Annotated in this window: 20 protein-coding genes; 4 read left to right on the top strand and 16 right to left on the bottom strand. The window is 37.5% G+C overall.

The genetic code is table 11. The annotated features are described in order from the left end of the window. Positions 1 to 64: 64 nt before the first annotated feature. From FHR29_RS06545 to FHR29_RS06610, 14 genes are all read right to left on the bottom strand, one after another. Positions 65 to 3,304 carry a PAS domain S-box protein gene (locus FHR29_RS06545; RefSeq protein WP_183913201.1) on the bottom strand — a complete coding sequence of 1,080 codons (3,240 nt, stop codon included), beginning with the start codon at positions 3,302 to 3,304 and terminating at the stop codon, positions 65 to 67. Positions 3,305 to 3,793: 489 nt separating this feature from the next. Beyond that, positions 3,794 to 4,204, bottom strand: coding sequence for a response regulator (locus FHR29_RS06550; RefSeq protein ID WP_183913203.1), 411 nt, complete (start codon positions 4,202 to 4,204; stop codon positions 3,794 to 3,796). Positions 4,205 to 4,381: 177 nt separating this feature from the next. Further along, a complete protein-coding gene (locus FHR29_RS06555) occupies positions 4,382 to 4,960 on the bottom strand; it encodes a Crp/Fnr family transcriptional regulator (RefSeq protein ID WP_183913205.1) in 579 nt (192 codons plus the stop codon). A 509-nt stretch (positions 4,961 to 5,469) separates the two neighbouring features. Continuing rightward, positions 5,470 to 6,330, bottom strand: a complete 861-nt coding sequence (locus FHR29_RS06560) for a polysaccharide deacetylase family protein (RefSeq protein WP_183913207.1) — start codon at positions 6,328 to 6,330, stop codon at positions 5,470 to 5,472. A gap of 323 nt (positions 6,331 to 6,653) precedes the next feature. Then, a complete protein-coding gene (locus FHR29_RS06565; protein WP_221197812.1) occupies positions 6,654 to 7,373 on the bottom strand; it encodes a DUF1080 domain-containing protein in 720 nt (239 codons plus the stop codon). 219 nt (positions 7,374 to 7,592) lie between these two features. Beyond that, complete coding sequence (locus FHR29_RS06570) at positions 7,593 to 7,757, bottom strand: hypothetical protein (RefSeq protein ID WP_183913209.1); 165 nt, start codon at positions 7,755 to 7,757, stop codon at positions 7,593 to 7,595. After that, positions 7,744 to 7,965 carry a hypothetical protein gene (locus FHR29_RS06575; protein WP_183913211.1) on the bottom strand — a complete coding sequence of 74 codons (222 nt, stop codon included), beginning with the start codon at positions 7,963 to 7,965 and terminating at the stop codon, positions 7,744 to 7,746. The genes FHR29_RS06570 and FHR29_RS06575 overlap by 14 nt, the downstream gene beginning before the upstream one ends. Positions 7,966 to 8,410: 445 nt before the next feature. Further along, entirely contained in the window at positions 8,411 to 8,815 is a 405-nt protein-coding gene (locus FHR29_RS06580) for a DUF5675 family protein (protein WP_183913213.1), read from the bottom strand. Beyond that, positions 8,812 to 9,345: a DUF6266 family protein gene (locus FHR29_RS06585; RefSeq protein WP_183913215.1), complete on the bottom strand. Its 534-nt coding sequence runs from the start codon at positions 9,343 to 9,345 to the stop codon at positions 8,812 to 8,814. The genes FHR29_RS06580 and FHR29_RS06585 overlap by 4 nt, the downstream gene beginning before the upstream one ends. A gap of 58 nt (positions 9,346 to 9,403) precedes the next feature. After that, complete coding sequence (locus FHR29_RS06590; protein WP_183913217.1) at positions 9,404 to 10,048, bottom strand: DUF6266 family protein; 645 nt, start codon at positions 10,046 to 10,048, stop codon at positions 9,404 to 9,406. Between the two features lie 471 nt (positions 10,049 to 10,519). Continuing rightward, entirely contained in the window at positions 10,520 to 10,831 is a 312-nt protein-coding gene (locus FHR29_RS06595; protein ID WP_183913219.1) for a MerR family transcriptional regulator, read from the bottom strand. A gap of 33 nt (positions 10,832 to 10,864) precedes the next feature. Continuing rightward, positions 10,865 to 11,578, bottom strand: coding sequence for a LytTR family DNA-binding domain-containing protein (locus FHR29_RS06600; protein WP_183913221.1), 714 nt, complete (start codon positions 11,576 to 11,578; stop codon positions 10,865 to 10,867). A gap of 4 nt (positions 11,579 to 11,582) precedes the next feature. Next, entirely contained in the window at positions 11,583 to 12,590 is a 1,008-nt protein-coding gene (locus FHR29_RS06605) for a hypothetical protein (RefSeq protein WP_183913223.1), read from the bottom strand. A gap of 30 nt (positions 12,591 to 12,620) precedes the next feature. Then, positions 12,621 to 13,550, bottom strand: coding sequence for a hypothetical protein (locus FHR29_RS06610; protein WP_183913225.1), 930 nt, complete (start codon positions 13,548 to 13,550; stop codon positions 12,621 to 12,623). Between the two features lie 504 nt (positions 13,551 to 14,054). Here FHR29_RS06610 and FHR29_RS06615 point away from each other — a divergent pair. Next, positions 14,055 to 14,624 carry a hypothetical protein gene (locus tag FHR29_RS06615; protein WP_183913227.1) on the top strand — a complete coding sequence of 190 codons (570 nt, stop codon included), beginning with the start codon at positions 14,055 to 14,057 and terminating at the stop codon, positions 14,622 to 14,624. Positions 14,625 to 14,677: 53 nt separating this feature from the next. Here FHR29_RS06615 and FHR29_RS06620 read toward each other — a convergent pair whose 3' ends face one another. Continuing rightward, positions 14,678 to 15,031, bottom strand: a complete 354-nt coding sequence (locus FHR29_RS06620) for a helix-turn-helix domain-containing protein (protein ID WP_183913228.1) — start codon at positions 15,029 to 15,031, stop codon at positions 14,678 to 14,680. A gap of 103 nt (positions 15,032 to 15,134) precedes the next feature. Here FHR29_RS06620 and FHR29_RS06625 point away from each other — a divergent pair, with 103 nt between their 5' ends. From FHR29_RS06625 to FHR29_RS06635, 3 genes are all read left to right on the top strand, one after another. After that, entirely contained in the window at positions 15,135 to 15,878 is a 744-nt protein-coding gene (locus FHR29_RS06625) for an SDR family NAD(P)-dependent oxidoreductase (protein WP_183913230.1), read from the top strand. A gap of 439 nt (positions 15,879 to 16,317) precedes the next feature. Continuing rightward, positions 16,318 to 16,854: a MauE/DoxX family redox-associated membrane protein gene (locus FHR29_RS06630; RefSeq protein WP_183913232.1), complete on the top strand. Its 537-nt coding sequence runs from the start codon at positions 16,318 to 16,320 to the stop codon at positions 16,852 to 16,854. A 10-nt stretch (positions 16,855 to 16,864) separates the two neighbouring features. Then, positions 16,865 to 17,203, top strand: a complete 339-nt coding sequence (locus tag FHR29_RS06635; protein WP_183913234.1) for a hypothetical protein — start codon at positions 16,865 to 16,867, stop codon at positions 17,201 to 17,203. 97 nt (positions 17,204 to 17,300) lie between these two features. Here FHR29_RS06635 and FHR29_RS06640 read toward each other — a convergent pair whose 3' ends face one another. After that, positions 17,301 to 18,803 carry a TlpA disulfide reductase family protein gene (locus FHR29_RS06640; protein ID WP_183913236.1) on the bottom strand — a complete coding sequence of 501 codons (1,503 nt, stop codon included), beginning with the start codon at positions 18,801 to 18,803 and terminating at the stop codon, positions 17,301 to 17,303. Positions 18,804 to 18,806: the final 3 nt, after the last annotated feature.

Genomic DNA, 18,806 nt, shown 5'->3' on the forward strand with positions numbered 1-18,806 from the left:
AATAGTTTTGAGAAGAACAATTTCCTTTTTATATCTTGATTTAGCATATGGTATCCTTAACGAACTATTCCAAATGAAGCCATTTGTTTAAAACGGAACGTAATGCCTGTTCAATTATTGGCTTAACGACAAAATCATCCATTCCTGCCGCTAAACATTTCTCTTTTTCCCCCAGCACGTTTCCTGCTGTTAATGCTATAATAGGTGTTCTAGCTCCTATCTCTTCCCTGCGTATGACTTCCGTGACTTCATAGCCGTTCATAATAGGCATCTGAATATCCATCAGAACCAGATCTGGATGCATTTCTTTAAAAATCTCAATTCCCTTTAGTACATCTTTAGCTTCCAGAATTTCGATTTCCGGCATGATGTTTCGGATCAAAATGGTTGCTAAGCGTATGTTAAATTCATTATCTTCGAACACAAGAATTTTAAGGCCTTCTCCATTGCGCCGATCATTAATTACCGGATCAATATCTCTCTGAGCCTCCTGTACTTCTATTTTTGAAAGAACGGCATACAGATCATCAAGTTTTACCGGATGTTCAAGCCAATGCCGGATACCAAAGGATGCACATATGTTATCTATATTTCCCTCGTTAGCATCAAATATCGGTATGATCGCGTGATCGTTATCGATACTAAATAATTTTTCCTGGATCTTTTTAATGGTTTCAATACCGCTCATTATAGGGAGGTCATTGTCAATAATAATAACATCGTACTGATTGCCCTTCATTAACAGCTGCAATACTTCAAATCCATTAGCCACTTCAGAAACTTTAATTTTCTGCAATTTTAGCATCTGTGCTAAAAGCGTTCGGTTGGTAGAATCATTGATCACGATCAATACCTCTCGAATGTTTTGCAGATTTAGCCATTCACGTACTTCACCATCATCGTAACGCACACTGAGATCAAAATAGAAACGGCTCCCAACAAGATATTTACTCTCCAATTTTAACCCACTGCCCATCATCTTCAATAGCTTATTGGAAATAGTTAGTCCCAGACCCGTACCACCATATCGTTTTGTCGTCGATGCATCTTCCTGAGAGAAAGCATCGAATATTTTCTCCTGTTTTTCTGCTTTTATACCAATGCCCGTATCCCGCACACTGAAGCGCAAGCTGGTCAGATCATCTTGCTTAGATAAGAAATCAACACGTAGTTCAATTTCACCTTTCTCCGTAAATTTCTTAGCATTGCTCAGTAGGTTCATTAATACCTGCTTAACACGAAGGGAATCGACCCAGATATATTGCGGTACGTCCTTCGAGATATTTAAATGAAATTCAACGTTTTTACCCTGTCCCTGAATGTTCAAAAAAGTAGTTACTTGGGTGAGCACTTCGTAAAGATCACATTTATCAATATCCAGCTCCAGCTTCCCGGCTTCAATTTTTGAAAAATCGAGAATATCATTAATGATACTCAACAGTAAAGTAGCGGACTGATCTACAATTGACAGGTATTCTCGTTGGGTATCATCGAGCGTGGTTCTGGTCATCAAGTCTGTAAAACCGATAATTCCATTGAGAGGTGTCCTGATCTCATGGCTCATATTTGCTAAAAATTCAGATTTCGCAATACTGCCCTGTTCAGCAAGAACTTTTGCTTTTTCCAATTCTTCACGTTGATGTATAATCTTGCTGATATCGGTCGCTATACCCAGATAACCGATAATATTTTCTTCAACATCATGTATGGCAGTAACCGCAAGCGAAACATATAATAATTGTCCATCTTTTCTTACGTAGGTCCACTCTCTCTGCTCTGCCCCGTAAAGTTCAGGCTTTTCAACAAAAATGCGAAATCCTGCTATTGGATGCCCCAATTCAATAGTAAGTTCATGAGCACGCACCATCATCTCTTCTTCTAAATGGAAAAGAGCAGGTGTAAATTTGCCGATAATTTCCTCACTGCTGTAACCAAGAAGATTTTCTGCACCTTTATTAAACAGGGTGATCAATCCATGGTTATCTGTCGCAATAATACCTACAGCAGATGTCGCTTGCAGAACATCCTCCAGTAACTTTTTAGATTTTAAAGATTCAGCTTCAATACGCTTACGTTTGTCAATATCTTGAAAAGTACCATATAAACGAATACATTGATCATTATCAAACTCCGCATTTCCAAGTGCCCGTACCCACAGTTCTTCACCTGTAAACGTGACGATCTCCAGCTCCAGGTCCCAAGGGATCCCCTTAGTAATAGCCTCGTCAATAGCTTGGCTTATTTTTGTTCGACTGTCACCCTCTTTATAAAAATCTAATCCTTGAGCGATATCAGGTTGATAATTAGCTGGAACACCATGAATTTCCTTTGTTATATCAGACCAGGTCAGATGCTTTTCAAGCAGATTATACTCCCACCCACCTATTCGGGCCACCCTTCCTGTCCGCGTTAACATCGCCTGAGTATTTTTTAAATCTTTCTCAAGAAAATGCTGTTCTGTGATATCAACAGCATTACCGATCACATACGGTTTTTTATCACCATTCGGTTGCAGAATGTTATTGAATAACCAGATACGTAATTCACCCGACTTTGTTTTAGTGCGCATCTCTCCTTTTGCCGTACCGGTTTTAACAAGCTGGTTGAGATATGCATCTAAATTTTTATGCCCTTTGGTCGGAATAATATCATAAAGAGACAGTTTTTCAATTTCAGCTCTCGTATAACCTAAGATAGATGCACTCGCATTATTAACTTTAAGCAGATTACCTTCCAGATCATGCGTACACATAAGGCTTTGGGAATTATCAAAAAATGCTTTTAATTCCCGTTCGCTTTCTTTATATCTTTCTTTTTCTTTTCGATTGATAATCAGGGACACGACCTCATCACGAAGCAACGAAAGCACCTGTTTTTGGTCTGAACTTAAGTCTTTAGGTATGGTATCAATCACACAAAGCGTTCCCAGTGCAAAACCATCCGGATCAATTAAAGGAAATCCTAAATAGTACCTGATGTAGGGATTCGAGGTTACAAGCTCATTATTTTTGAATCGTTCATCTTGTTGAGCATCTGGAACCTCCATAAAATCACGATCTTTAATTGCATATTGGCAGAATGCCAAGCTTCGGGAAGTTTGTGCGACATCTAGGCCAACGCGGGATTTAAACCATTGCCTGTCCTCATCAATTAATGAAATCAGTGATATAGGTACACCGCACACCAGCGAAGCGATCTTGGTAATACGGTCAAAATCTTCTTCTGGCTGTGTATCTAATATTTCGTATTTGTGTAGTGCATCTAATCGCTCCGACTCATTTATATTTACTGTTCGCTTATTCATAAACTTTAATTATCAGGCATTAACACTAGTGCTAAAGGTTTTCGGTTATTAAAACTGCATTTCAAATCACAATTACTTGTATACAAGTCTTTTACTTTCTTTACTAGAATTAGCAGTTACGACAATTTCTGAAATTATTATTTGAACGGCTTAAAAAATACGGTGGACTTCGTAATCAAAAATTCACTTAAATAAATCACGCTAATACCTAAAAAGATAATTGAAAATACTAATATTTACGGATAGTTCCTAACTTTTTAAATCGATTAACTCTAAGGTTATTATCATGACTATGACTTGCTTTAATAGTATAACAAATATCATATTCAAATGTTATATCCTTTGCATTATTTTAATAAAAATCAAGGATCAATAGGTAATTTCATGAGGGAAATGTCCTACATGACAAGTTCTTTAAAATTTTTAATATTGGTCTACTAATTTGATCTACCTCGTTGTCTACGTTTTTAATAGGTTTGATGTTATATTTTAGTCCATTATTTTAGAACAGTCGTCATATATTACGTCCAGAAAATATGCTAATTGATAATTTCCTTTCTGAAACACCTGTTTAACACCATTCTGATACATCTGCTGTACCATTAATCCATCATGTAAAGTACTTAATCCATAACTTATTATGTTAGGATAATTAATCTGCAGCAAACGCGACGTTTCCACACCATTATATTTTGGCATCAAAATATCCAACAAACAGACAGACGGCGAAAAGCATGTATCTTTCATATTGGAGATTAAATCATATCCGCTATTAAATACGCCAAGTAACAAAAACCTGTCATCTTTTTCTATAAGTAGCGATAATAGCCTTCGATAAATCGCCGAATCGTCTACTATTCTTATTCCTATTTGTCCATCTATAAATATACTGCTTTTCATATCACTAAATTAACATCTTCAAAAAATAGAAAATGCCCAAAAATGTGCAAAAAATATACCTTAAAATATAAAAAAGTAATATAAAATAACTATTTATTTATATTTTTCTTAGGAACATTAACAAGGAATCATTATCTGCACATCAAAAATGTTTATATAAATTTCTCAGGGATTGATCTACAGTGTCGCCATGACTTTATTGAATGTATTGCGATGTATCCCTAAGTATGATGCGATATAATTGTAAGGGAATAACTGAAAAATATTGGGGAAATGATCTTTTAACAACTTTATTTTATCCTGTGAAGTTTTAGCCTGTAGTATTCGTAAATTTTTTAAGGCCATTAAGAAATTTGGCTCCATAATCATAAGCTCCAATTGATAAAATCTTGGAAATTTTTCATAGAGGCGTTTTACAGATGCAATATCTAAAAGAAGAAGTGTTGAGTCTTCATAGGCCTTAAAAATTTTCGTTGAGGATGTGTTTTGTAAATAATCTTCATAATTAAAAACAATTTCAGTTAATGAAGATGGATAGTGAAAGCCTGTTATGCGCGTTGATCCATCAATATCCAGCGTGCTGGAATAAATAGCCCCTTTAACTAAAAGAGCAATAGTATTTACACGTTCTCCGAAAGAAAAAAGAACTTCTTTACGTTGAATTTCTTTAAAGCTTAGAATTTTGGAAAGTTCATAGATCTCCTCGTCATTCAGATTAAAATGAGCAAATTTCTCAATAATGTAAGGATATATCATCTTTTTGTATTAGTATGTACAATATGTTCTGAAAATTTGAAATAGGTAAATATTTACTCAGACCAAGATTGCTCTGAAAAAAAACACAATAGATGAGGCACTGTACTTATTATGTGGGCAAAGGATGAATTTCGACAAAACTATTCCTTTAGAATCACTTATAATTAAATAATCGCAACACGGATGTAACCTTAAAAATAAATGACGATTAATAATAAATCAGTATCAGTGCCTACTGTGGCTTAGAATTGTGTAAACAAAGGTACTATTTAAAATACAGCATTTAGTAGCATTTCAATATTATCTATAGCAACTTATGAAAGCAAATTACTATTTTAATAGACCGAAATAATTTTCGCTTCCTAAACAATACTGACTATTAAAGCAATACCCTATTTAATACAACATACGCGATTTTGAACACTTAAATAAAAATGATGTTCATAAATGGACATTACCATATTATGGCCTTCCTAAACAAGATACATCAATTTGATTTTATAAAAATACTATCTGCTGTTTCTAATTTGATCCCAGGTTATTAATTGGATCTTATTTTCCTCTATCTTTAATCGGCATGCTTCACTTGTAAAGTAATCGAAATCGATCTGTCGCCACTGTGAACCAAAATTAGGATGATTGATTGTAATACCCTGCATTTCATTATCATCGAAAGCAGGATGGATTAATAGCACATTGAAGCCTGATACTACATTGTCTAAAGCACTTTCATAATAACTCTTCAGTTTATTTTGTTCAAAAGCGGTATAATTTCCAATATGAAGAACATCTGCTAATAATACATCCTCAAAATTATATTTTTCATATGTTAAGCAGACAGACGCCGTAAATTCCTTATTTAAGAAAACCGGGAGGTCATATTGTTTTCCTAAATTAATATAAATCTCCAAAAATTGCGCAGATACGCCAACACTGCACATATGTGAGTCAATATGCGTGGGCTTCAACCCAAATCGCAGTGCTTTCTCGATTTGTGCACGAAGTTCTTTTTCTACTTCTTCCGGTTTAGCCTTATTGAATAGACTGCTTCTGTTTTTGTAGAAATAGCCATTTTCATCTACCAATGACGGTACCTCATCGATCGGTAATACAGGTCCAAATCTATAATTTTCCCACTCACATGTAAGTGTAAGATGGATTCCATTGTCATATTGAGGATTTTCTTTGGCGAAATTGGCCATTTCATAAAACCATGGACAGGGTACCATGATACTGTAGGAATTCACGATTCCATATTGAAGTGCCTGAATAGTAGCTCTGTTTTCGGAATGGCATAGCCCTGCATCATCAGCATGGATCATTAATAATTTACTGTCTTCAGGATATCCCAGTTTTTGAGCTAAGTTCATGTTCCGCAGTTCTATGTTTAACAATATTTATTCATGAAGCTTTTGCTCATCATCAGTTTCTACACTTTAGAATTAGATAGAACATTTAAATATAAAAACTTCATTTTCATAAGCAATGTAAGAAAAAAATCTATTGAGATCAATAACATACCTATTAATCGTTTAGCATTGTAAAAAATGGCTCAAACTATGGATAAATTTATGATTGAGCTAATCTTTATGATAAAATTTTGAGGGGTTAAATTGACACCGATCACACTAAAGAATCTGCTGCTATTATTAATCTAATAACAATAAAAATACAGCTCAATAAATACGAGGATTTATGGTGTTTGGCTCACCTTTAGATTCCTGAAAAATCCTTCAGTGCCTATATCGACAAAAAGCCCTAAAGATCCGGATTGATCAGCACCCATTTTTAGATCGTTTACAATTAAGTATGGTTGCTTGGAGCCATTGATAAATAATTTGGCTTGATCACCATTTACCTCAATCTTTAATTTTATCCATTCATCAAGCGCTATGGGCGCATAAGACTCATATTGTCCCGGAGCGGTTGCTCTGGAGTGTGTGAACTTAAAATTAGGATAAGAAAAATACTGAATGGTGCGGTTTCTTCTTAGCTGGTCGTCTGCTGTGCTATTGGTAGGGCGTACGTAAATGCTTTCAAATTTTGAATCATCTTTATTGATACGAAAAGCAAGACCTATAAAACCTCTGGCGTGTGCTGGTGCATCAGGAAGTAAACGTGACAGCACATCCACCTCGATCACGCCATTTTTAAAATTGAAATCATTGATCTTAACATAAGTCGCTTCATCATCTTCTTTGACTGCGGCAGACTTCACTACCCGGACAGCTTTTTTGCCCTTAATTTGCGTAATCGACATAGACGTCTGTACAGCAGTTAAACGATCCTCATCTAGCTTAATCTGCTGTGCCGTAGCTTTATTCATCGAAAATACTGTAAAAACTAATATAAGCACAAATACCATGCGCTCAACAATAGGAGTTTTAATCTGCTGTGTTCTATTTTTTATCATATTTGAAACGTTTTTTTCTTTCCCTTTTTAATGTGCTACTTCCATAACTTCGCAAAGTAGGAAGTGCTCTTGCGCTTATTCTACCACAAAATTAAATAGTTCTTACGAATGCTACCCTTGAACTAGTTTAAGAAATAACCTTGAACTAGTTTAATAAGTTTTTTTCATTCATAACATAATTACAGGAGCAAGCAACAGACAAGCATGCTCCTGTAATCATCATTTCTTTCTCATTCTTCCCAAGAGCCGGCTAGTCCAATAACTCACAACTGTCCCAACAACAGCCATTAGAGCTGTTTGCATGATATCACCAAGAGAAAAGCTTACCCATATCGAACATAATGTACCACCCAAAGTGCCGATACGGATATCATTGAGTTTCATCCCGCACCTCCTTTTCTTCATTAATTGGCGTATGATCTGGTGGTGATTCCTCCGCTGCTTTTCTGTCTTTATCCTCTAGCACAGTCTCCACCACACCAAGACCCAGAGCAATGTATTTAATAATATTTAATGCCTTTCCCGGCAATTTAATCGGCGCCAGCAAGACCACTTGCAACGCCGCACTTATTTTTTGAATTATTTTTTTCATTTGTTTAATGTTAGAAGGTTAGAAAATAGTTAGTAAGTGAGTAAGTAAATTATAACTTCGTCACTGGTTACTCCAGAGAGCCACAGGCTTAACCAAAAGGTCTAGCGTTCCGACTGCGTAATTGCACCGAAAAAGAGGCGTTAAAAATGAATTTCTGTCTGAGTGAAACGAGTTTAAATTCATTTAGCCTATTTAAGGTGAAATAGCATTAAGGAATGCAACCTTGATGTTATGGATTAATGTTTATTTTTTCGGTATCCATGGTCTCCCTCCGGTCGGCTTTTGATTACTTTTTTCATCAAGGAAACTCTTGAAGAGACTCTTGAGTACCTCGTTAAATCAAATCATTAACGAAAAAAGTAATTCGCCCTGTGCCGGCGACAGAGGCACAACAACAAGTAACTCACTTCGTTACTCCGTCACTGGTCACTACGTTACTGCGTCACTATTTAATCACCAAATACACCTCATCTCCTTTACCCCACATTTCGTAGACTAAAGCCTTTAATTTCGCCAAAGCTTTTCCGCTGGCATCACCCTTACCTTCACCAGTCAATGTTGTGACCGGAGCAATACACCCTAGGAGCTCTTTAAGAGCATCATTTGCCGCATGGATCAAGATCGCCTCACGACCCAGTACATGCGGAATACCGATCTGCTCGCCATGTTTTGGGTAACGCCGCTTCTCCAGTTTATATTGACCTATGGGGATACAGCTTATGCGGGGGATATTATTGCGATCTGGAAGTTCAATGGTATGACAGATAAGCTCACCTCTATAGGTAATAGTTCCATTTGTTCCTTTAGCTCCATAAATCCGTTGAAGCAGCAGGATATGTTTTGTTTTCATTTTGTTGAATAACCTAAATATTGAGAACGGGAATATTTGCTTCCCGAACGGTCACTTGCCATGAGATATAGATATAGGCCGTCGTCTTGAAAACCTTTTGGTAACTGAACGATTATCTTTCCTTCCTGTCGGTGCCAGATCTGCTGATTCACAAAAGCATAACCTTTTTCGAGCTGATAAGCACAAAGCGTAAGGCAGTCATCTCCAGCACTAAAATCTGAAGGAAACCAATTGTGCAGCACTTCGATACGATCGGAAGAGCGTTCGATCTGCTCTACCCGAATAGGTGCCAGTGCACCGTCGCTTAACATGACCTCTGCCGGATCAACCTGAGGTTTACCATTCGTAATCTTTATTGCGGAATGCAGCACATGCCCGAGCGCCAAAGCTGACGCAACCGATTTCTTACGTCTAGCCTTTTCGGCAAAACCTTTTTTGATCACCCCTTTCAGCGGAGTCAAAAAAGCAACAGCCATTTTAAATGCAGTCCTTACGCTCTCCTGCGCAGGACTAACGATTCTTTTTGCCATATTTTTAAATACCTGATAAAAAAGGGTCAGACCGGACAAGTCTGACCCCGGGTTTTAATTAGTTAAGTAATACCTCTCCCAGGTATACACTTTTTGATACTCTTGTTTTAGACCGATTGGTTAAAAACATCCAGGTATGCACGATACCTATCTGGAGGTGTTCTGAAACGATAAAGCTGATCTCCCCACTTGCCCGAGTACTCGGAGCCGGTGAAGACATGAACTCATCTTTTTCCGGATGATATGCCAGCACGAAGACCATATCATCACCAAAAGTCTCAAAAGTATCGTTGGCAGTCGGATCCCAGGTAAAAGTAAGCTCACCTGCAGCGTGCGCTACGGACACCGTGCCACCGCCATATAATCCGCCATCCGAAATACTTATCTTCGAGTAATCCAACGCATAAGCCGGATAAGTACCCGTAATGGCCTGCTTCAGATTAAACTGAAAAGCCGCATTGATCGGAGTTAAACGTTCCGTATTTTTACGTCCAAAACCAATTTTCAAAAACATATTGATGGGAAGCAGAAACCGCATCAATGTTCTGAATTTTTCCTGTTGCATCATCTGCAGTTCCGAAGCGGGCTTTGATCTCTTTTTATAAAGTCCCTTAATGTAGTTGATACTTTTCCAACTACTTCCTATTACTGAGCCGGCTTTACCTTTAAAACCTCCATTTGCTCCATTTACGATTGTTCCCATATTTTTTTTAATTAAAATCAACCTTGTTTTATACCGGTACTATCGATTGACATAACAAACATAAAACACTAAAAAACAATAACAAATAGATGCACAACGAAAGACCGACACGTGACCGAACAGCATCGGATTTTTGACCGATACGTTGCCGACTTGAACAAAACTTGAGGTTAAAATAAGTGCAAAATTCAATTAAAAACAGAGACATCAACAGGTAATTAATTCCTAACCAATTCCACCATTTTATCGGCTCGGCCTCGGGTGCGCTTCGAGATTTCATGCATGCCCGCCGATGAAATCCCGAAGCCAGGTCGAAGAAAACTGAAGTAAAAGCAGAAGTTGGTTATAAGAAAATAAGAATCAAATCACGCTGAAAGATGTGTACAATTTTCAAAAAATTCGTCCCCCAAAAAGAGAGACGAATTGCAAAATGTAGTTAAGTAGAGCAAAAGATCGGGAGATCCTTCGGAACTACCCTCGGTAACTATTCCGCAGACGCTCCACATCCACATCGCGGTAATAGCGCTTGTTTCGGGTGCGTTTGGCAACGCAGATATACCCGTCCCGTTGAAGTCGATAAAGGGTTTCTGTCGAAATACCTACGTAAGATTTGACATAGTCCGCATCGCGTAGCAGCACGTTGTCCTCTTCCATCTGCTCCCGGAGATCAAGATATGCCGCAAGCTTACGCTTGGTCGCCAGGAGCTCCAACAAAATTAATTTTTGGGCATAGGAATACCCTGGGCTTATGAGAAAGCCCCTCAAATAGCGATTTTTACGCATAGTTATATATTTAGGTTTATAAAAGTAAGCCCATCAATTCATTTTGTACAGTCGTTTTAGTCCCACATCACTCACTTTAAGTTGCAGATCCGGTCGGTCCGGCAGTAAGAACGTTTTATCAACTATCTTTGTTGTAAAATCAGTGTTGACAATAAAACCGCGGTGTACCCTTACAAAGGTTCTCTTTGGCACAAGTTGTTCTGCCTGTTCCATTGTAAGGCGGTACTCAAAGTCCTCCTCTGCTTGACGTAAATGAAAGATGACATAATTTTTGATAGATGCAATCGCGACCACATCACTGAATTTAATAAAACGGTCTGTGTTTTTAAATTTGAACCACTGTCCACTCGGTTCTATTTCCAAATCAATCTTAACCGTGATATTTTTCTGCTCCAGGGCGCGCTTAAAGGCAATATATAAATCAGGAAAACTGACAGGTTTGATCAGATAATCTGCAGCAGCTATTTTAATGCCCTTATAACTATATTTTTCTGTTTTGGTGTACAGAATAACTGGCGGTCTTTTATCAACAGGCAAAGTAAGATAAAGGTCCAGTCCAGACATGTCGGGCATTTCAACGTCCAACAATAAGACATCAGGAGGATTGTCAATTATTGCATTAAAACCATCAATGGCTTTCGTATAGCTCTTAACTTCTCCCATCTGCGGAATTCCCCTTAATGCTTTTTCAGCTTTTCGAATATCGAATAAATCATCATCGATAATCATGACATCATATTTGGCCATTCTATTAAGATTTAAAGGTTAGTTTAATAACAAAGTATTTTTGATCATCAAGAGCATATTCCAGTTCAATAAACTGGTTATTCATCTGCTCATACAGCCTGTTAACAAGTTGTAATCCTTTACCTGTCCCATGCTGCAGATCTGCCGAGGCGATACAATTTTTGATCTGGAGCTGCATCCCCTGTTGTACCTTTGTCCAACGGATGACAATTGGTTCAACCGGATCACAGGGACTATAAGCAATGGCATTTTCAATCCAGGTCATCAATGACAGCGTTGGAACAGATCTATTCCACATCGCCCGATCCAGCAATTCATCACCTTCGACAATAAAACTGCGGTCCGTGCTATAAGAAACCAAAAGCATTAAGTAATGCCATTCCTCTTTCAAAGGAACCAGTACTGTAGGCTTAGCTATTTTATCGGTCACATACTGAAAGAAATCCAGGCTTTCGCTCTGAACAGATTTCCGCTGCATGCGGACAATATTGTACAGCCGTCTCATAAAATGACCCGACAGCAATTGGACGTCCGACATGCTGTGCAACTGTGCCTGTACTTTTTTGGAAAGAGCGTTCGTATAGAAATGTGCCCACGCAAAATAATCGGCAGCCACGATCACAACAAAGAAAAGCAGACCACTACTAATGCGCGAAAGTAGCTCGGTTCGATGTTCTGGTTTCCAGTCGCTGGTAAATCCGTCGAAAAACAGCGGTACAAGGTCATAATAATAGTACTTGACAGACCTATACGTTATCCCCACGAACAGCAAAAGCAACAAGCACCATAAAAACCATAGCCGACCCTTTTTAAGTGCCATTCGGTAACAGATATACAGCCCGCAAAAGAATAGCATAAAAGGCAATACATAGACGGTAAAAGTCAATGGTGTAAAAAGATGGAGCTTACCGAAATTGACAATCGTCAGTCCCAGTAGTAAGATTATCAAACAGATAGCCATACGCTTCAAAAGACTATGCTGGATTGATGTTAGGTTTGATTGAATATTCATTCTATAAAAAGGTTAACTCAAACATAATAATTAACTGTCGGTAAAACAAGAAGCTACTTCAAAAAATTGTCTGTTCTTTACGTCAAATAAATATTTTTTACGGTTATATTCGAACGGTGCCAGCCAGCTTCCCTTTGCCGTAATACCTTTTTTATCAATAGCGGCCTGCCCATTATACTGATGTATAAAAGCCCAGTTTTCCCAATAAATCCAGCCTTGATTCATCATCTGGTGAAATGCCATCTGTAGAGCAGAAAATGCGCGCATCATCAATTCTTCTGACGATCCGTTCGTGGTATCTATAATATTCATAAAAGGTGTTATTTTCCATTGGACAGGGTTATTTGCCCGCTTCATATATGTGCAGTGGACAGGAATTCCGAAACGGCACGCCAGTTTAAAAATATTGGTCCGCCAGTAAAAGAAGTGGCTCCCAAAAGGAACAGCCAGCTTGTGTTCACCGATGCCCTCCTCCTCTTTTCCCACACCTTCATCGGCATCCAGGAACATCAACACCAAGCGTTTATTTTTAATAGCCCGCAGGATATGTCGGAGTGAGTTTGCTTGGTTTGCATCAATACATTCCAATTGGTCTTGTAACAGTTCAGCATCTTCCAATTCCGATCTGTAATGGTTGAGTTCTCGTTCCAATACAGCCCCGGATACCAGTAAAGTGACCTGATAACCCATTTGCACCAGCAATTTGGGTAACAGGCGGTATGGACCATAGTGAAAAGTGATCAAGATCCCAGTGATATCGACCAGTTCAATGCTGGACTTATTAAATTCACACAGCCTTTTTAAAGGGAATTCACGGTATAGTGTTTCAAAATTATCTCGGTTGTTGATCCATGTGGTATAATGCTCCCATAAGATTGAAACCGGTTTGTCCTGAAAAAACTGCTGGACATTTGCCAGCCACATCAACCGGTGGAGATTTTGTTTTTCTTGTACTTTCATATCGTTTATAGCATATGGATAGCATCATTCAAAGAACCAGAGAGAAGACAGCTTCTCTCTGGCTCGGGAAAGCATTTCTCCTGACTAAAATGAAGAAGGCCAGCACTTGTCGCTGTCTAAATCAATTAGTGGAGTATCTTCAGTGAAAAGCTCAAAGATTGAACTTCCTTCAAAGACTACCGGCTCGATTTTTTGAATTTCGACTTCCATAATCGTCTATTTCGTTTACGACCTATAACCATCCGGGTCAGGTCAATCCCGTTGCCTTTAATAGCAGTTATTGCTCCTTTTTGCTGGCCAGCAGAACAAATATGAAATTTGCTTTTTAAATAAAAGATAAATGGGAAATATTGCTTTATCGAGGGATAAAATGACATTTCATCCAAACCTGATCAATAGTCGCTAGGTTTCGTCCCTACCTCATAGCCGTTCATCCCTACATATGCCTTTATTTCCCAATAATTGATTTTGCAAACATCGTTTGATAAATTGTGGGTCTATTTTATGCTCAATATCAGCCAATACTTAATTATGAAGAAAAGTAAAGAAGAGATTTTAGCCAGTTTTTTAATAGACATCCATGCAGAGTGGGTATCTGCTATCCCTGAACTAACGGATGCATTTGAAGAGATCCGCTTTGTTAAGGGCGAGTACCTAACCAACAACTGGGGAGAGCTCTACCTCATTGCAGAGGGTATATTTGGAAAGTATGAAAAGACATGTCCGGTACGGTATGCTGTTAGTGGCGAATCGCTGATGATACCCAATCATAGGCACAATTATCAGTTTATTGCACTAAGTGACTGCAGAACCTTCATGACCACACGGAAACAGTTATATTCGATAAATGCGAAAAACCCAAAGCTTTTCCCGATCTACGCCAGCCTTATGGACAAGCAGCAACAGTATCTGGATTATCGGGCAAAGTTGCTCTCCTTGCCCAATCCCGATAAATATGACTTTGTGTTTGATAAATATCCGGATATACGCCAGTATATCAAACACAAAGAACTAGCCCGGTTTATGGGGATCAGTGAGGAACTGCTCCGCCGTCTTCTACGGGAAAGAGAGTAAATTTTTAGTCCATTATTAGTTTTTGAGACCTAAACATTAAAGGTCACAACAGTTTATCTACCTGTTATGACCCGACGGTGTTCAGTACCCCATGCTGCCAGATTATCAATAATAGTTCTTAGCGTATTGCCATAGTCGGTAAGCTGATATACAACTGTGACAGGATGTGTATCTACAACTGTACGACTCACCAATTTGTTCATTTCCAAGTCCTTTAGCTCCTTACTGAGCATCTTGTTAGAAATACCAGTGACATCGTTCAAAATATCAGAAAATCTTCTCTTGTTATAATAACAAATAGCAGACATTATAGATATTTTCCATTTACCATTTAAAACATCCATTGCATCATGTACAGCCCTAACCTGATTTTTATTAATCTCTTCCGTGCATTTATATTCTTCCATAAGTTACCTAGTTACTCAAATGTTACTGTTACTTTTGGTTACAAAGTTACTAAAATAAATAAAAACACGATACATTTGTTGCAGTAAATAAAACAACATAGAAATGAATTTTAAAGATAAAAACGTCGTAATTACAGGTGGAACCACAGGAATTGGTTTCGCTACTGCTGCAGCCTTTATCGATGCTGGAGCAAATGTATGGATAACAGGAAGAAAAGAAGAGAATCTACAGGCTGCTGCCCGTCAGATCGATAACCCGAGATTAACAACCGTCCTATCAGACACATCAAATTTTGAGGGAATTGCTACTCTTCAAAACCTCATCATAGAAAATAATATTAAAATTGACGTCCTGTTTCTGAATGCAGGTATTGCAACATTTGCTCCGATCGAGCAAGTTACAGAAGCTGACTTTGACGCTCAGTTCAATACCAATGTAAAGGGACATTTCTTCACATTGCAAAAACTGATTCCCCACCTTCAAACAGGATCATCCGTTATCTTCACCTCTTCTACCGTTGCTACAGCGTCTAATTTAGGAGCTTCTGTATACTCTGCAACAAAAGGTGCATTGAATAAAATAGCGCAGATCGCTGCCAATGAGCTTGCATCCAAAAATATCCGCGTCAATGTGGTCAGTCCGGGACCTATTGAAACCCCTGGGCTGCAAAGTGTAATACCTCAAGAAGCGATAGATCATCTGGCTGCTGCCACTTCACTTCAACGTATCGGGAAACCAGAAGAAATCGCCAACACAGTGCTTTTCCTAGCTTCCGATAAAGCAAGCTTCATCAACGGAACCGAATTTTTAGTAGATGGTGGGTACATTACCTATTCCTTGAAATAGAAATAAAATCCAAATCAACAGCAAAGCCGTAGTATGAAAAAGTACTGCGGCTTTGTTTTTTATAGCCAAGTGAGATGTGATTATGTAGCCTTAAGAGTCGAGCACACGCAATACTTTCAAGTGTAAAAACTATAATAAAAGCACCAATAAATGGGCTTCTAGCATCCTATATTTCGTCTTCAAGTTCCCAAAACATAGTCTCACAATTCCCAAAATATAACAGACAATGCTGTTGAAATTTGTAATAGCAGGTCGGATGAAAGAGATCATTACCATCCAACTTAAAAGAAGAAAGCAAACGTAATAGTATCATTTTTTCCGATCTGCTCACTAAAAAACAAATTATGAAACAGTACAAGAAAAAATTTGCACCCTTCCCCGTCGGCGGGTAAGACCCGCACACAGGAAATCAGTTAACGGCAGTTGACTATTCCGTCGCATGGATAAAGAAATATCACAACGCAAAAATATGGAACATATCATCAACAACAAGGGCAACAAGATACACCAGGCAATATCCACAAAAAACGGTAGTTTAATCCGTCGGAGTGCACGTTGGATCAAGCCTCGCATACCTGCTTTGATTATTTATGGCTATGCTTTCTTGTATTTCTATACAGGAATTGCGAAACTGCAAATAATCGCTGCATTTATCAAAGGAAACAGCAAGATCCCCTATATAGGGAAATATGCTGAACTGATCGGCTGGGGCATTCCCATCTTGGAAATCCTGCTGGCTGTACTATTGATTGTCCCGGTATACAAGATAAAGCGTTTTGCCCTACATGCATCTACTTTTTTGATGGGCATATTCGCACTTTATCTGACCCTAATGGTCGCTTTTGTTGAAAAAAAACTCTGTAATTGCGGAGGTGTGATCGAATCCATGGGCTGGAAAACACACATTATCTTTAATGTGGTCTGGTTTATCGCCGGAATCTACGCCCTAAAAAAAACAAAAATTATAAACAATTAAAACTAAAGGTATGAAAACCTCATTAAAAAATTTCACAAAAGTGCTACTTGGAGTAGCGATATTAGGCGGTAGCGCAGGAATGGCTGTGCATGCAAAGGCGCAAAAAGATGCTAAATCAGAAATCAAAAGTTCTAAAACACGTTATTGGGGCAATAGCTCCGTGACAGGTAAGTACGAAGAACTTCCAGGGCCGCCTGATTTTACGGAGAACTGTATGAGTGAAAATCCAAATGATTGTGTAATTCAATCAGAAAATCAGTCACTCCCATCATCTTTGGATTATAGCCAAGCAACTCCGGCCAACGGAGTACAAGCTCATCCAAATTCTAGTGATGCATATTATCAATAACAGATAATTCATGAATCATTATAGAAATGAATTCCTCTGCAAAAGCAGGGGAATTTCATTTTTATATGACCCTATTGTAATAGAATCCATATTATTATCATAATAAGCTATTTATTAATGACGTAAGCCTTTCTCCTCCATCCCATCTGGGATCTGGAGCATTGGACATAATTGTTCGTCCCTTATCGTCAATCACAAGTAATCTAGGTAAACTCATATAATTATAAAATTTAAACATCTCATTATCATAAGCCGATGTACCAAATGTGGAAAGAAATACCTGATTAGAATGTGTATAATTTCCAGACTCTAATCCTTTGATCCAGCCCGCTTTACTTTTATCTACATTTATACTTAAAAACTGAATCTTAGAATTATTTTTATACTTTTCCACAATTGGTGTCATTGCTGTATTTAAATTCATGCAGCCAAAACATCCATTATACCAAAAATCAATAATTAATATTTTTCCCTTAAAATCAGACAAAGTATGAATTTTTCCTTCAGGATCGGGAAGAACGAATGGATACGCTGGTTTTTTAGTACCATTATTATCTTTCCAAGTCGTAAATAAAATTCTAGCATTTTTAGTTTTCAATTCATTATCAATTCTTGAAACCAAATTAAAAACTTCTGGTTTCTTATTTAGTAAATTCATAAAACTTGTTAATAATAGATTGTCCCTTACTTCACCTTTGGGCGATGTCAATATCAAATCCATCATTTTGGCATAATCAAACTTTTTATTCATCTCTCCATGCGTATCCAAATAAAGATTCCTGGTATATTCTTTTTCAAATAAATAGTTGATATAGTTCCATGAAAATGCAGCGATACCAACAAAAGAATCATCAATTCTTAATTTAAGATTGTTAAAACTATTCTTAAAAAGATCATAATTATAGCCTAAAAATCTATTTTCTTGAAAGATTTTGACCATACCTCCATATGCTCTTCCAATACAATCATATCTTAAAATCTGATATACTGAATCATTGTTAATTTCATTTCTATAAGCATCAATTATTCCAAGATTAATACGTAAGTTATCCTCAATACCACTTATTCGCAGATTCAAAGCTTCCCTGTATTTTTTTAGACCAACGAGTCTTTCCACTGCTATTAAATTATTTTTAGCGTAAATTGGAGATAAATTTGCGAGGTATTGACTTGTTAATCTACCTGCACCTTTCCCACGAAATGACATATTATCGTGACTGATATCCATAATAATATCATCACCAGAGGATAAAAGCCAGGTGGGTGCAGCCCCAGATATATTACCAAAATCAAGCATTTTATTATTTTTATTCTGTAGATAGAACATACAATAAAACAATTCTTTATCCGGTAAAAAACTTAAAGCAAAAGAACCGGACTCATCGATTTGAATATCATAACTTTTCGTATAAGCCATCCACCAAGGATGAGCATAATTTTCCATGACCCTTACTCTTAATCGAGTACCTTTTTCAAAATTTTTGCTTAATTTACCTGTAATATGAACTGAATCTAAAGGCAATGCATAAATTTCCGAACTTAATAGAAACAGAAAAAAATATACAATAGTAATTTTTAAATTTTTAATTATTCTTTTCATTAT

This window comes from Sphingobacterium sp. JUb56, assembly GCF_014191365.1.
Taxonomy (GTDB): Bacteria; Bacteroidota; Bacteroidia; order Sphingobacteriales; family Sphingobacteriaceae; genus Sphingobacterium; species Sphingobacterium anhuiense.

What these genes read in the sequence shown, in the direction of transcription:
- FHR29_RS06545 (WP_183913201.1), bottom strand. Translation starts at nt 3,304, where the DNA reads ATGAATAAGCGAACAGTAAATATAAATGAGTCGGAGCGATTAGATGCA.
- FHR29_RS06550 (WP_183913203.1), bottom strand. Translation starts at nt 4,204, where the DNA reads ATGAAAAGCAGTATATTTATAGATGGACAAATAGGAATAAGAATAGTA.
- FHR29_RS06555 (WP_183913205.1), bottom strand. Translation starts at nt 4,960, where the DNA reads ATGATATATCCTTACATTATTGAGAAATTTGCTCATTTTAATCTGAAT.
- FHR29_RS06560 (WP_183913207.1), bottom strand. Translation starts at nt 6,330, where the DNA reads ATGAACTTAGCTCAAAAACTGGGATATCCTGAAGACAGTAAATTATTA.
- FHR29_RS06565 (WP_221197812.1), bottom strand. Translation starts at nt 7,373, where the DNA reads ATGATAAAAAATAGAACACAGCAGATTAAAACTCCTATTGTTGAGCGC.
- FHR29_RS06570 (WP_183913209.1), bottom strand. Translation starts at nt 7,757, where the DNA reads ATGAAACTCAATGATATCCGTATCGGCACTTTGGGTGGTACATTATGT.
- FHR29_RS06575 (WP_183913211.1), bottom strand. Translation starts at nt 7,965, where the DNA reads ATGAAAAAAATAATTCAAAAAATAAGTGCGGCGTTGCAAGTGGTCTTG.
- FHR29_RS06580 (WP_183913213.1), bottom strand. Translation starts at nt 8,815, where the DNA reads ATGAAAACAAAACATATCCTGCTGCTTCAACGGATTTATGGAGCTAAA.
- FHR29_RS06585 (WP_183913215.1), bottom strand. Translation starts at nt 9,345, where the DNA reads ATGGCAAAAAGAATCGTTAGTCCTGCGCAGGAGAGCGTAAGGACTGCA.
- FHR29_RS06590 (WP_183913217.1), bottom strand. Translation starts at nt 10,048, where the DNA reads ATGGGAACAATCGTAAATGGAGCAAATGGAGGTTTTAAAGGTAAAGCC.
- FHR29_RS06595 (WP_183913219.1), bottom strand. Translation starts at nt 10,831, where the DNA reads ATGCGTAAAAATCGCTATTTGAGGGGCTTTCTCATAAGCCCAGGGTAT.
- FHR29_RS06600 (WP_183913221.1), bottom strand. Translation starts at nt 11,578, where the DNA reads ATGGCCAAATATGATGTCATGATTATCGATGATGATTTATTCGATATT.
- FHR29_RS06605 (WP_183913223.1), bottom strand. Translation starts at nt 12,590, where the DNA reads ATGAATATTCAATCAAACCTAACATCAATCCAGCATAGTCTTTTGAAG.
- FHR29_RS06610 (WP_183913225.1), bottom strand. Translation starts at nt 13,550, where the DNA reads ATGAAAGTACAAGAAAAACAAAATCTCCACCGGTTGATGTGGCTGGCA.
- FHR29_RS06615 (WP_183913227.1), top strand. Translation starts at nt 14,055, where the DNA reads ATGCTCAATATCAGCCAATACTTAATTATGAAGAAAAGTAAAGAAGAG.
- FHR29_RS06620 (WP_183913228.1), bottom strand. Translation starts at nt 15,031, where the DNA reads ATGGAAGAATATAAATGCACGGAAGAGATTAATAAAAATCAGGTTAGG.
- FHR29_RS06625 (WP_183913230.1), top strand. Translation starts at nt 15,135, where the DNA reads ATGAATTTTAAAGATAAAAACGTCGTAATTACAGGTGGAACCACAGGA.
- FHR29_RS06630 (WP_183913232.1), top strand. Translation starts at nt 16,318, where the DNA reads ATGGATAAAGAAATATCACAACGCAAAAATATGGAACATATCATCAAC.
- FHR29_RS06635 (WP_183913234.1), top strand. Translation starts at nt 16,865, where the DNA reads ATGAAAACCTCATTAAAAAATTTCACAAAAGTGCTACTTGGAGTAGCG.
- FHR29_RS06640 (WP_183913236.1), bottom strand. Translation starts at nt 18,803, where the DNA reads ATGAAAAGAATAATTAAAAATTTAAAAATTACTATTGTATATTTTTTT.